Origin of the sequence: Granulicella sp. L60, assembly GCF_009765825.1 — a bacterium.
Lineage (GTDB): Bacteria > Acidobacteriota > Terriglobia > Terriglobales > Acidobacteriaceae > Edaphobacter.
The window spans coordinates 182,071-194,311 of record NZ_LMUR01000018.1 but is presented as its reverse complement, the minus strand read 5'-3'; the positions used below and the strand labels follow the sequence as shown (position 1 = coordinate 194,311).

Genomic DNA, 12,241 nt, shown 5'->3' with positions numbered 1-12,241 from the left:
CCATCGCATGATCGTCCTCAAACCCATCACACCCGACCGCGCACTCATCTTCAAAGCAGTTCGGCTTCGAGCTTTGCAAGATACACCCAGCGCCTTTGGAAGCACCTACTCCAAAGAGTCGCAACTCACAGACGACGCGTGGATTGAACGCTCTGCAAACTGGAGCAACGACAGATCCACAGGCTATCTTGCATTCGATGAAGAGCAAAATGAAGAGGAGCGGGCAGACGCTTACTGCGGTATCGCCGCGTCCTACCTGAATGAGCAGAACCCGCAGAAGGCCCATCTGATCTCCATGTGGGTCGCACCCGATCACCGGCAATCAGGCGTCGGCAAGATACTCATCGACGCCATCGAACGATGGGCGACTCACCGCGGAGCCCACACTCTTCTACTCACAGTCACCAGCAGCAACCACCCGGCAATCGCCTTCTACACACGCCTTGGATTCTCGATGACAGGAAACACCGAGCCTTATCCCAACGACCCCGCCCTCATCGAATACGAGATGTCCAAACCGACTCCATAGCCTGCAACCGCCGTTGTCTTCGCTCGCGGTTCAATGCGTGCCAAACGCCTTTCCCTGTACCCTTAGAGTGAACCCTTATGCCTCTGATCGACTCCCACGCCCACCTGGACTTTTATACCGAAACCTCAACCGAACGCACAGAGGTGCTTCGCCGCGCATACGCCGCCGGAGTAGAAACTGTGCTTGCCATCGGCATCGGCGAAGGCCCATCGCAGATGCACCTCGCGCTCGATATCGCCAACAGCTCCAGCGGCTCCGATCTGCCGCGAATCTTCGCCAGTGCAGGCATTCACCCGGAACAAGCGCACAACGCCTCTCCCGAAGCGCTGGACAGGCTCGCTGTTCTTGCGTCCGACCCAAAGTGCATCGCCATCGGCGAGATCGGCCTCGACTACTACCATCTCGAAAATCCTGACATCCCCACGCAGCAGCAAGCGTTCGTCGCTCAAATGAAGGTCGCCGCCGCCGCGCGCAAGCCCATCCTGATTCACTGCCGCACCAGCGAGTTGGCAACGCCGCAGGCCAAGGAAAAGTACGGCACCGCCGACGCGTGGGAGGACCTTCTCGCGCTCATTCAAGAACACTGGACGCCTCACCACCTCGGCGGCATCATGCACTGCTTCTCCGGCAGCGTGGAGCAGGCGCAACGATCGGTCGCCGCGGGCTTTCATCTCTCCTTCGCGGGCAATCTGACCTACCCGAAAGCCCAAAGCATCCGCGACGCCGCCGTCGCCGCACCCTCCGACCGCATCCTCATCGAGACCGACTGCCCGTTCCTCGCGCCCATCCCCCATCGCGGACAACGCAACGAGCCCGCACTTGTGGCCTACACCGCAGCAGCCCTGGCGACCCTTCGCGGCATCTCACCGGAAGAGCTCGCTGCCCTGACAACGGCAAACTTCAGGAATCTCTTTCCCGCAGCGCGTTGATCCGATCATCGGCCCCACAGATCCTCGCCCCACAAATCATTGACCTTACATACGACGCGGCCGCCTGACATAATAGACAACGACAGGTACAAGGAAAAACATATGGCATCCGATAACAGCTTCGATGTAGTCAGCAAAGTGGAACTCCAGGAAGTAAAGAACGCCATCGATCAGGCGACCAAAGAGGTCAACGCGCGCTTCGACCTGAAGAGTTCGAAGTCCAAGATTGAACTCGAAGGCACCGAGACCATCCAGCTCGCCAGCCAGGACGATTACACCCTCAAGGCGGTCATCGAGATTCTTTCGCAGAAGCTAGTAAAGCGCGGCGTCTCGCTCAAGAACCTCGAGTTCGAGAAGATCGAGCCCGCATCCAACTCCAGCGTCCGGCAGAAGATCAAGCTGGTCCAGGGCATCCCGTCGGAGAAGGCGAAGATCATCGTTGCCGCGATCAAGGACTCGAAGAAGAAGGCGCAGGCCAGCATCCAGGGCGACACCGTCCGCGTGGTAAGCAAAGACCGCGACGTCCTGCAGGAGGTCATGGCGCTGCTTCGTGGCAAGGACATCGGCGTCGAGCTTCAGTTCACCAACTTCCGGTCGAGCTAGCACAACTTCCACGGCAAAGGCACGGCAGGGGTCGGAACTTCGCCACCCTGCCAGCCGTTTCCTTGCCCCAATCAACATTCCCTATCATTTTTTCAAGATGTTCCATTTTTTCGAGATGAACCTGAAGCCGAATCCACATCCTGATACTCTGATTTATAAGTGAGCACGCTCTCCATCGCGACCGCAGCCGAGGTCTTCGACCTTCTCCGTGACGACCTGGCCGCCATCGAGCAGGACTTCTCCCGCCAATCGGACTCGAAGGTCGAGGTCATCACCGACATCGCGCGCTACCTGATCGCCGGTGGCGGCAAACGCATCCGGCCTCTTCTGCTTCTGCTCTCAGCCAAGGCGCTGGGCTGCACCAGCGAGAGCCGCATCCGCCTTGGCGCAGTCGTCGAGATGCTCCACACCGCCACCCTCGTACACGACGACATCATCGACGAAGCCGACACCCGCCGCGGACGGCCCTCCTCCAACACCACCTGGGGCAACGCCAAGTGCGTCCTGGCCGGCGACTGGCTCTACATGCAGTCCTTCTCCACGGCTCTCGAAGAACGCAACTTCCGCGTCCTCGAACTGTTGATCTCGCTCACACAGCAGATGGTCGAAGGCGAGCTATTGCAGATCCAGAAGCTCGGCCACCTCATCAACGAAGAGGAGTACTTCGACCTCATCTTCCGCAAGACCGCCTGCCTGTTCAAGGTCTCCATGCAGCTTGGAGCCGCAATCACCCACGCCGGGGAAGAGATGGAATCCCAGCTCGGCGAGTACGGTCGCAACCTCGGCCTCGCGTTCCAGATCGTCGACGACGTCCTGGACCTCACCGCGGCAGAAGACATTCTCGGCAAGCCGGTCGCCAGCGATCTGCGCGAGGGCAAGGCCACGCTAGCCGTAATCCATGCCTTGGAGCGCGGAACCGGAGCCGACCGCGAGGCCATTCGCACTGTTCTGGCCGACCGCAGCTTCGCCCGCGTCTCGCACCCGGAGATCCTCGAGATCCTCCACCGCCACGGCTCCATCGACTACGCCATGGACACAGCCTGCGCCTACGCCGAGGCCGCCCGACTCACCATCGCCGACCTGCCCGACTCCGACGCCAAGCGCGCCCTGCTCTGGGTTCCCGGCTTCGTCACCACCCGCGACCGCTAGGCCGAGCGAAAGCATTCAGCCCGCTCTCTCGTCCTCCATCACCCTGTTCACATATCCCGCCGAACCCGTCTCCGCCACCACCTTGCCCGGATTCCCCAGCACCACCGCATTCGCCGGCACATCGAAGTTCACATAGGCCCCGGGCGCAATCAGCGCCTCCTGCCCAATCGTCACCTTACCCACGATAATCGCGTTCGCTCCAACCCACACGCGATCTTCAAGCGTCGGCGCCCCCACACGCGACCCCCTGCTAGCCGCACCGATCGTCACCCCCTGCGCCACATTCACATTGTTCCCCAACACCGCGAAGGGGCTGATCACAACGCCCCCAAAGTGCCCCAGATAAAATCCCCGCCCCAGGCTCATCGTCGGCGATATATCAAACCCATACCTGAATCGATAGTGATTCAAAAGAATTCGATTGTAGATATATCCGAAGATCCCAATCGACCTCTTCCTCTGACCATAGAACGCAACCTTGCGAAGGTAGTAGGTAAACCGAAAACCCGGATCATGCACATACGCGGAGAGAAACGAACGCAGATCCGCCTTACCTTTGTATCGGTAGAGATCCGCCCGCACGATCTGCCACAACCCAGACTCCAACTCGCCAGCCTCCCACGCTCAGATCAATCCTGATACGACGCAACGCCTACTCCTCGTCCTCTTCCGCCTCTGCGTCCTCGTCGACATCCAGCTCAGCCACACCCATCTGGCCGCGCCCACGCTCCACCAGCACCTGAATCCTGCCCTCCGCCGTCTCCAGCTCCTTCTTGCACGCCTCCGACAGCTTCACGCCCTCTTCAAACAGCCGCACCGAATCGTCAAGCGAAAGCTCTCCCCGCTCCAGCCGCTCCACCACTGACTCCAGAGCCGTCAACCGCTCCTCAAAGCTCGCCATACCCTCTCCCCTCCCTGCAACCACCTCGCCGCGCCAGCCTAAGCCAGCCCCAGCACCTCGGCCGCAACCGCATACTTGCCAAACGGTGCGCTTACCTGCACACCCTGCACCATCGGCCTCGCCTCCGCCAGCATCTCCCGGGCAATCGTCACGCCGACAGCCCGCGCAGCCTCGGGCGATGTCGCCGCCGCCATCCGCGCCATGATCTCATCGGGCATACTCACCCGCAGATCGTTCTTCATGAACTCCGCATTCCGCAGGCTGGTCAACGGCCATATCCCCGCGATCACCGGGATGCGGAAACCTTCGATCCTGCGCAGAAACTCCCGCAGCACGCGCAGGTCGAAGACCGGCTGCGTTATCGCGAACTCCGCGCCCGCCTCCACTTTATACGCGAACCGCCGCACCTCCTGCTCAATGTCCGGCACGCCCGGATTCGCCGCCACCGAGATGGTGAACCCGGTCGATCCGCCGATGGAGTTCTTGCCGATATCCAATCCATAGTTCAGATTGTGGACCACATTCACCAGCCCAATCGCGTCCACGTCGAACACTGCCGTCGCGTTCGGATAGTTCCCCAGCTTCGGCGGATCTCCCGTCAGGCAAAGAATATTCTTCAGCCCAATCGACGAAGCTCCCAGCAGATCGCTCTGGATGCTCAACACATTTCTATCCCGGCAGGTGTAGTGCAGAATCGTCTCGATTCCGACGTGCTGCTGAATCTGCACACACAGGCTCTGCGCACTCATCCTGGCGCTGGCTCGCGGAGAGTCCGGCACGTTGATCGCATCCACGCCCAGCCGATGCAGCAGAGCCGCACCATCCAGTTCCTTGCTGCAGTCGATCCCCTTCGGCGGAACGATCTCCACCATCGTCACGAACTCACCCGCCGCGATCATGCCGCCGATCTTCGAGCGATCCTTCAACGCCGGCGGCTCAACCTTACTCAACTCAGCCGTCGCGCTCCTGTTCGAACCCGCGCGCTCCATCGCCTGCGCGCCGCCGTCCATCGCCTCCAGCGAACGCAGCGAACTCTTCATCGCCCGCGTATAACTCGGCGTCGTTCCGCAGCATCCTCCCACGATGCTCGCGCCCGCCTTCACCAGCTTCCGCGTAAAACTGGCCATATACTCCGGCGACGTCAGATAGATCGTCCGCCCTTCCACCGCGCGCGGAATACCCGCATTCGGCATGGCCGCCAGCGGCAGCGTCGTCACCGGACGCATCCGTTCAATCACGCTCAGCACAGTCGCCGGTCCCGAGCTGCAGTTGCAGCCCACCGCATTCGCGCCCCACTCCGTCAGCTTCACCGCAGCCGTCTCCGCTGGGGAACCGTCAAGGCAGTTCCCATCCTCATCGACGGTCATCATCACCACCACGCGAACCCCCGGAGCCTCCGCCTGCGCCGCCAGAATCGCCTGCTCCGCCTCCGCCAGCGAGGTCATCGTCTCGACGATCAGCAGGTCCACCCCCACGCCCGGCCCACCCTCCGTCAGCGCTCGAATCTGCTCCGCGAACGCCTCCCGCGCGTCCTCCAGCCCTACCTTGCCCAGCGGCTCCAGCCTCACTCCAAGCGGCCCAATCGCACCCGCGACAAACGCCTCGCTGGCCTGCTTCTCGCGGATCTGGTTCACACTCTCCCGCGCCAGCTTCACCCCCGCAAGATTGATCTCGCGGACTTTATCCTGAAGACCGTGCATCTCCAGCCGAAACCGGTTCCCGCCGAACGTATTGGTCTCGATGACCTCCGCACCCGCCTGCAGATACTCCGCATGGATCTCCCGCACCAGCTCCGGCTGCGACAGGTTCAGCTCGTCGTAGCAGCGGTTGATGAACACCCCGCGCGCGTAGAGCATCGTGCCCATCGCGCCGTCGCAAAGTACCGTATTCCCCTCAAACAGCCTGTCTACAACTTCATACCCGCCGACGGAACACTCTTCAGTGCCGTCAAAACCTTCTGCCATGATCGTCTCCGCCTGCTCCTACCATCCTAAGCCACCGCCCGGAGCCTCACCAACTTAGCAATCTACGCCTATATCCGTCTGCTACCAAAGCCTTGTGGCATGCGTCCTTTGTTATACTCGGCAGATAGCCGTGGCCGCAGAACCATACCGCATCGTTCAGGTTGGAGTCAGTTAAAGTTGATGAATCGAAGTGTTTTCACGAAGTCTCTCCGTGCCCAGATCTTTTGCGGCCTCCTGATCGCTTGTGCGACCGCAGCTCTCACCTCGTGCCACAGCGACGACTTCCTCGCCTATAAGTTCCCCACGAATCCCTTTGCAAACCGGCCAGTTCCGCCTAGCCTTCTCGCAAATCGCGTCATGGTCGGAGTCACGGTCAACGGAACCAGCAGCGGCAGCCTCCAGATCCTCGACGCGCTCCGCGACCTCCGCAACAACATCGAGAACACCAAGCCCTCGTTCTCCATCAGCGGCTACTCCTCTGCCTATCCCAATCTCATCCTGAACTTTCCGGCCGAGATCACCGGCTACGTCTACTCCGCGGCCCTGGGCGACATCCAGATCATCAACTACGGTAAGGAGACGGTCAGCGGCGCAGCAACCAAGTTTCCCGCCCTCTCCACCTCGCTCGCCATTCCTCCCACCTTTGCCCATCTCTACTCCGCCGAAGAGAGCACAGGCCAGCTTGTCATCGCCGACAACACCACCGGCGGCGTCTACCCACTCAACCTGCCGAACGTCTACTCCGTCTCCGTCAATCCGGGAGACACCGTCGTGCTCGCCATGGTGCGCAACTCCAACACCGTCTACCGCGTCGTCAAGCTGAACCTCAACACGGGTTCCACCTCCGGGACCTCCTACCCCACTTCCACGGCCGCCATCGCCGCCATTGGAGCCGTCGACTGTCAGCCGTTCAACAACCCCGTCTACTGCGTCGTCCCCGTCAACCCCGGCACCGCAGCCAACGCGTTCGACCGGCCGCAGGGCGCTTACTTCTCGCTCGACGGCAACTACGCCTACGTGCTCAACTGCGGCGCAGAGTGCGGCGGCAAGACCTCCAGCGTGACCTTCCTCCAGCAGGGCGTCCTGGAGTACAACAAGATTCCAACCTCGGTTCCCGACGCCAGCGCCTTCGTCGTCCAGGTCCCGGTTGCGGGCGGCGTCACCGATGCGCTATCCGATGGCACCACGCTCTACGTCTCGGGCCAGCAGCAGCAGACGGACGGCCTCTTCGCCGGTAACCTCTCCACCATCAACCTGGCCACCGCTCTCACCAGCCCATCCACCGCGGTCACCGCGCAGGTCTCCATCTCCGACGGCACCCACACCAAGATGCTCTTCGGCGACGACAACACCCTCTGGATCGGCTCACAGCTCTGCGCCACCGGCGAACGCGCCAAACTCGCAGCGCAAGAGGTCGCAGCCGGCCAGAACACCGACCAGGCCGCCAACTACAACTGCCTCACCCGCGTCACTCTGCCCTCGGGCTCCGCCGGACTCAGTGTCTCCATCGTTCCGGCCGTCACGCAGAGCACCTCCGCACCCGTCGTCGTGCCCTTCCCCAACACCAATCAGAACCAGTATTACTACGGCGACCTCACCGGCCTCTGCTGGGTCGAAGGCCTGCACAAGGTCTACACTGCCTACGGTGGGCAGGTTCACGCCTTCAACACCGCAGACGGCTCCGAGATCAATAACAAGAACATCACCGTTCAGGGAACAGCTCTCGACGTCGCCTATCTCGACGCCATCACCGACGCCGCAGACTAACAGAGGACAGCAAGCCTGGAGTCGGAACGGAGTTCATCTCCACTCCAGGCTGTTCCTGCATCGCCTGTTTCGCCTAAGCCACACGTTCCAAGCCCTGCCTATGCCCAACGCCCCCAGCACTGCGATCGATATCCTCGCCATCGCCGCGCACCGTGACGACGTCGAGCAGACCTGCGGCGGCACCCTCCTGGCCATGCACGCACGCGGATGGCGCACCGGCATCCTCGATCTCACCCAGGGCGAGTCCGGCACTCGTGGCACCGCCGCCGACCGCGAAGCCGAAGCCACAGCCGCAGCCCGCATCCTCAACGTCGCCCACCGCGAGGCGCTCGACCTCCCCGACGGCAACGTAGAAAACACCCTCCCCAACCGCCTCAAGCTCGCCGCTGTCTTACGTCGCCTGCGCCCGCGCGTGGTCATCCTCCCCTACTGGCAGGGACGCCATCCTGACCACTACACCTCCGCCACCCTCGGCTACGAGGCCTGTTTCGTCAGCGGCCTCGCCAAGGTCGTCACCCCCGGCGAGCCCAACCCGCCCCACCGTCCCTACAAGATCCTCTACGCCAGCCTCTACGCCGACGTTCGCCCCACCTTCGTCGTCGACATCACCCCCTACGCCGAGCAGCGCCTCCAGTCCCTTCTCGCCTACCGGTCGCAGTACGGCGCCCAAACCCAGGGCACAGGCCTCTTCGTCCCCGAAGACGAGATCCGCGAGCGCACCCTTGCCTCCGCCCGCCACTACGGTCTCCTGGCCGGGGTCCGCTACGCCGAACCTTTTGTTCAAAAAGAGGTCGGTCTTGTTGACGACATCATGGTTCTTCCTGTCCAGTCAATCTGACGAAAATATTTAGCTGACTCCAATCCAGTTGCCGTCTACCCTCGTCATCGAAGTGATGGTGCAGCCAGTTATGTGCACTGAGGAGAGGCATATCGTGGAAAAAAGACTGAATGATCTTATAGACAAGGCCCTATCCCGCCGGAAGTTCATGGCTGGAGCCGGGACGGCTGCTGCGGCCGCACTGGTCGTAGGTTGCAACAACGGCACTACCGCCCCCACCCCTACACCCACTCCCACCCCCGCGCCACTCGACATCCCCGACAACGACATTCTGAACTTCGCCCTCAATCTCGAGTATCTCGAGGCCGAGTTCTACCTTTATGCCGCCACTGGATCCGGTCTCTCCTCGGCCGACGCGCTCACCGGCGCTGGCACCACCATCTTCCCCACCGGCTACACCCCCGCGGCAGTTCCCTGGGGCGCGCCCAACGCGCTGCTCAGCGAGTTCGCCAACGAGCTTGCCCAGACCGAGCTCGACCACGTCCGCTTCCTTCAGGCAGCCATCACCAGTAACAGTGGAACCCCGGTTCCGCGCCCTGCGCTCGACTTCAGCTTCTTCGGTCCTCTGGCCACCGCCGCTGGAATCACCAACCCCAGCCCCTTCAATCCCTTCACCAGCGCTGCCGCCTTCCTCATCGGTGGATTTATCTTCGAGGACGTAGGAGTCACCGCATACGCCGGTGCTGCTCCTCTGATCACGAACACGAACATCCTCTCCGCAGGGGCTGGCCTTCAGGCCACCGAAGCCTACCATGCCGCAAGCATCCGCGCCCTGATCGTCGCAGCCGACGCCGCCGCAAGCAGCATGACCTATACCACGATTGCCAACCAGGTCTCCGCACTCCGCGCCACCCTCGGCGGAGGAAATGAAACCGCGCTCAGCAGCATGAGCATCGTCGCCGCCAACGCATCCAACGCCGTCGGATTCTCCCGCACCACCGACCAGGTGCTGCATATCGTCTACGGCACCGGTGGCACAGCGGGCGTCGCAAAAGGCGGCTTCTTTCCCAATGGCATGAACGGCAACATCACAGTAACGGCTTCCTAAGGACGGAGACATCATGGCAACTCTAGAAACTCAACTGCTCGACGAAACAATCGTAAATACCCGCCGGAAGATGCTCACCCTCGGAGGCGCAGCTCTAGCCGCTTCCTTCTTTGGTGCCGCCTCTAAAAAGGCTCAGGCGCAGTCCGCCATCACCGACTTCGACATCCTGAACTTTGCCCTCAACCTCGAGTACCTCGAAGCCCAGTTCTACAACCTTGCCGTCTACGGCGTCACCATCGACAAACTCCCGACCCCGATCCCGGTCGCCGTCAACGGAGGCACCGCCGGAACCGTCACCCTCAGCCCGACCTTCTCAGCAGTGCCCTTCTCAAACGCGCTGGTCAAGGCATACGCCACCGAGACCGCAGCGGAAGAAGGCAAGCACGTCACCTTCCTCCAGACCGCCCTCACCACCAACGCCGTATCGATGCCCAACATCGACCTCTTCAACTCGTTCAACACCCTCGCCATGGCCGCGAACCTGGGTGCCACCTTCAACCCATTCCTGGACGATGCTCACTTCCTCATCGGTGCCTACATCTTCGAGGACGTAGGTGTCTCCGCCTACCACGGCGCAGCAGGCCTGATCTCCGACAAGAAGAACATCCTGCCCGCAGCCGTCGGCATACACGCGGTCGAGGCCTATCACGCTGGCCTCATCCGCACCACCATCAACAATCTCGACGCAGTCGGCCTCTCGGGCCTACCCGCAGGAACCCTCGTCTCATACACCCAGGCGATCTCGGCGGCTCGGTCTGCGCTCGCAAATCCCGATCCTACGAATCCCATCACCGTTCCCTTCACCACCTTCACCGGCAGCACCGCCGACGACATCGGAGTAGGCACCACCATGGTTGCCCTCAACGGCTCATCGGCAAGCTTCACCGCAACCACCGTCGCCGACACCGATGTCCACGCCCTGGGCTGGGGACGCACCACCTCCCAGATCCTCGCCATCGTCACCGGTACGACACCCACCGCCACCACCCACCAGGGAGTCTTCTTTCCCTCTGGTCTCAACGGCAACATCGTCTAATCAACCTCACACGAGCAAACAAAAAGGCCGCCGGCGATTCAGCCGACGGCCTTTTTCTTCTCTCCCTAAACAACCACCCCAGACCGAAGCCTCGCCCTCACAAATTCCACTACCTCATCGGTCACATACACCGGAGGCCGCATTGCCAGCACCGGCGTACCCTCCACCAGCTTCAACGAAATCCCCTTCCATGCGGGCCTGCCCAGCTCACCCTCCGCCACCAGCACCGCATCCGCGCGGTCCAGAAAGTACTTCGCCGACTCCTTGAAGTCCTCCGTCTCCGGGTCCAGCACACTCAAATAAAGATCCGGCCGAAGAAACCGCATAATGCTGTTCGACTCGATCACCGCATTCTCCGCCCGCGCCAGTTCCTTGCGAATCCTCGGCATCGCCTCAGACAGATCACCCTGCCGCGTCCTCACCCAGAATGACCGCGCCGCACCCGCCGCCAGGTAGCGTGCCGAGTCCGTCCCCGTCGCCCCATCCCGTTCTTCACTCACCGCCACTGTATGCTCCGCTGTCTCGCAGTCGCACGGCTCCCCATTGGCCGAACACATCCCGTGGCCAAACTGTGTCACCTTGAACGCGGTCCAGTGCATCTCCGGCAGCGCCGCGATCAATCCGGCCACCACGCTCGTCTTACCGATATTCCTCGTATGCCCGCCGACCACGACAATCGCCATCTTGCACCTTCTTAAAATCTACGCCTTACAACGCATGTCCTGCCAGACGGGCCGCTTACTCAGCGTGAGGTCACTTCGTGACGCGTATACCTTGTCGTGGCGCTACGAGCACCCTACTCCTCCCGCTGGTCGGAATCCAAAGCCGACCAACGGGAGGCCCACCCGAAGGGATACATAAGTCACGAAGTGACCTTCCCACGAGCAGTGGGCCCGTCCGGCAGGACAAAGTCTTTACCTCTTCTTCAACCGCGCCAAATCCTTCAGATACTCCTTCAAAGGCCGCGCCGGCCTACCCCAGAACACCTCCCCCGCCCCTCGCATCTTCTTCCCACTCAGCACCCCAGCTCCACCCCCCAGAATCACCCCCGCACCAACCGTCGCATGTTCCCCGATCCCCACCTGCCCTCCCAAAATCGCCCCATCCTCCACCACGCTCGACCCCGAAATCCCCGTCTGCGCTGCAATAATCACGCTCTTTCCAATCACGCAGTTATGCCCAATGTGCACCAGGTTATCGATCTTCGTCCCACGCCCAATCCTCGTTTCCCCCAACGCCCCGCGATCGATCGTCGTATTCGCGCCAATCTCCACATCGTCATCCACCACCAGCCGCCCCTGCTGCGGAAAGAGCAGATACTCGCCCGTCTCCGCACTCCGCGCATACCCAAACCCCGTCGACCCCAGCACCGCACCCGCCTGAACCACCACCCGATCCCCCAGCACCGTCCCCGGATAAACCGTCACCCGCGCCTGCAGATTGCAATCCCTCCCCACCACCACCCCATCGCCCACCA

Annotated in this window: 13 protein-coding genes; 8 read left to right on the top strand and 5 right to left on the bottom strand. The window is 61.8% G+C overall.

The window, feature by feature from the left end; all coding sequences use genetic code 11:
• Nucleotides 1-7: 7 nt before the first annotated feature.
• From GSQ82_RS11225 to GSQ82_RS11210, 4 genes are all read left to right on the top strand, one after another.
• Nucleotides 8-529, top strand: a complete 522-nt coding sequence (locus GSQ82_RS11225) for a GNAT family N-acetyltransferase (RefSeq protein WP_158792383.1) — start codon at nt 8-10, stop codon at nt 527-529.
• Between the two features lie 77 nt (nt 530-606).
• Nucleotides 607-1,458, top strand: coding sequence for a TatD family hydrolase (locus GSQ82_RS11220; protein ID WP_158792382.1), 852 nt, complete (start codon nt 607-609; stop codon nt 1,456-1,458).
• A gap of 102 nt (nt 1,459-1,560) precedes the next feature.
• Entirely contained in the window at nt 1,561-2,061 is a 501-nt protein-coding gene (locus tag GSQ82_RS11215; protein ID WP_158792381.1) for a YajQ family cyclic di-GMP-binding protein, read from the top strand.
• 159 nt (nt 2,062-2,220) lie between these two features.
• Nucleotides 2,221-3,210, top strand: a complete 990-nt coding sequence (locus GSQ82_RS11210; RefSeq protein WP_158792380.1) for a polyprenyl synthetase family protein — start codon at nt 2,221-2,223, stop codon at nt 3,208-3,210.
• A gap of 15 nt (nt 3,211-3,225) precedes the next feature.
• Here GSQ82_RS11210 and GSQ82_RS11205 read toward each other — a convergent pair whose 3' ends face one another.
• The 3 genes from GSQ82_RS11205 to GSQ82_RS11195 are packed head-to-tail and all read right to left on the bottom strand — an operon-like array spanning nt 3,226 to nt 6,075.
• On the bottom strand, nt 3,226-3,804 hold the full coding sequence (locus tag GSQ82_RS11205; RefSeq protein WP_158792379.1) for a serine O-acetyltransferase: 579 nt from the start codon (nt 3,802-3,804) through the stop codon (nt 3,226-3,228).
• A gap of 58 nt (nt 3,805-3,862) precedes the next feature.
• Nucleotides 3,863-4,111, bottom strand: coding sequence for an exodeoxyribonuclease VII small subunit (gene xseB / locus GSQ82_RS11200; protein ID WP_158792378.1), 249 nt, complete (start codon nt 4,109-4,111; stop codon nt 3,863-3,865).
• Nucleotides 4,112-4,149: 38 nt separating this feature from the next.
• The gene (locus GSQ82_RS11195; protein WP_158792377.1) at nt 4,150-6,075 is read right to left on the bottom strand and encodes a bifunctional homocysteine S-methyltransferase/methylenetetrahydrofolate reductase; all 1,926 of its coding nucleotides are present in this window, start codon (nt 6,073-6,075) and stop codon (nt 4,150-4,152) included.
• Between the two features lie 180 nt (nt 6,076-6,255).
• On the opposite strand from GSQ82_RS11195, the gene GSQ82_RS11190 reads away from it, so the two are divergent.
• The 4 genes from GSQ82_RS11190 (at nt 6,256) to GSQ82_RS11175 (ending at nt 10,764) form a co-directional block, all read left to right on the top strand.
• Nucleotides 6,256-7,842 carry a hypothetical protein gene (locus GSQ82_RS11190; protein ID WP_158792376.1) on the top strand — a complete coding sequence of 529 codons (1,587 nt, stop codon included), beginning with the start codon at nt 6,256-6,258 and terminating at the stop codon, nt 7,840-7,842.
• Nucleotides 7,843-7,942: 100 nt separating this feature from the next.
• The gene (gene bshB1, locus GSQ82_RS11185; protein ID WP_158792375.1) at nt 7,943-8,680 is read left to right on the top strand and encodes a bacillithiol biosynthesis deacetylase BshB1; all 738 of its coding nucleotides are present in this window, start codon (nt 7,943-7,945) and stop codon (nt 8,678-8,680) included.
• A gap of 94 nt (nt 8,681-8,774) precedes the next feature.
• Nucleotides 8,775-9,728: a ferritin-like domain-containing protein gene (locus tag GSQ82_RS11180; protein WP_158792374.1), complete on the top strand. Its 954-nt coding sequence runs from the start codon at nt 8,775-8,777 to the stop codon at nt 9,726-9,728.
• A 13-nt stretch (nt 9,729-9,741) separates the two neighbouring features.
• Nucleotides 9,742-10,764: a ferritin-like domain-containing protein gene (locus GSQ82_RS11175; RefSeq protein ID WP_158792373.1), complete on the top strand. Its 1,023-nt coding sequence runs from the start codon at nt 9,742-9,744 to the stop codon at nt 10,762-10,764.
• A 65-nt stretch (nt 10,765-10,829) separates the two neighbouring features.
• On the opposite strand, the gene GSQ82_RS11170 is transcribed toward GSQ82_RS11175, so the two are convergent.
• Together GSQ82_RS11170 and GSQ82_RS11165 are read right to left on the bottom strand one after the other, a co-directional pair.
• Nucleotides 10,830-11,447 carry a hypothetical protein gene (locus GSQ82_RS11170; RefSeq protein WP_158792372.1) on the bottom strand — a complete coding sequence of 206 codons (618 nt, stop codon included), beginning with the start codon at nt 11,445-11,447 and terminating at the stop codon, nt 10,830-10,832.
• A 231-nt stretch (nt 11,448-11,678) separates the two neighbouring features.
• Nucleotides 11,679-12,241: UDP-3-O-(3-hydroxymyristoyl)glucosamine N-acyltransferase (locus GSQ82_RS11165; protein WP_158792371.1), on the bottom strand; the 563-nt coding region annotated here is incomplete at its 5' end.

Excerpts from the sequence above, each read along its gene's own strand:
- GSQ82_RS11215 (WP_158792381.1), top strand. The coding sequence starts at position 1,561 with ATGGCATCCGATAACAGCTTCGATGTAGTCAGCAAAGTGGAACTCCAG.
- xseB (WP_158792378.1), bottom strand. The coding sequence starts at position 4,111 with ATGGCGAGCTTTGAGGAGCGGTTGACGGCTCTGGAGTCAGTGGTGGAG.
- bshB1 (WP_158792375.1), top strand. The coding sequence starts at position 7,943 with ATGCCCAACGCCCCCAGCACTGCGATCGATATCCTCGCCATCGCCGCG.
- GSQ82_RS11225 (WP_158792383.1), top strand. The coding sequence starts at position 8 with ATGATCGTCCTCAAACCCATCACACCCGACCGCGCACTCATCTTCAAA.
- GSQ82_RS11170 (WP_158792372.1), bottom strand. The coding sequence starts at position 11,447 with ATGGCGATTGTCGTGGTCGGCGGGCATACGAGGAATATCGGTAAGACG.
- GSQ82_RS11175 (WP_158792373.1), top strand. The coding sequence starts at position 9,742 with ATGGCAACTCTAGAAACTCAACTGCTCGACGAAACAATCGTAAATACC.
- GSQ82_RS11220 (WP_158792382.1), top strand. The coding sequence starts at position 607 with ATGCCTCTGATCGACTCCCACGCCCACCTGGACTTTTATACCGAAACC.
- GSQ82_RS11190 (WP_158792376.1), top strand. The coding sequence starts at position 6,256 with ATGAATCGAAGTGTTTTCACGAAGTCTCTCCGTGCCCAGATCTTTTGC.
- GSQ82_RS11195 (WP_158792377.1), bottom strand. The coding sequence starts at position 6,075 with ATGGCAGAAGGTTTTGACGGCACTGAAGAGTGTTCCGTCGGCGGGTAT.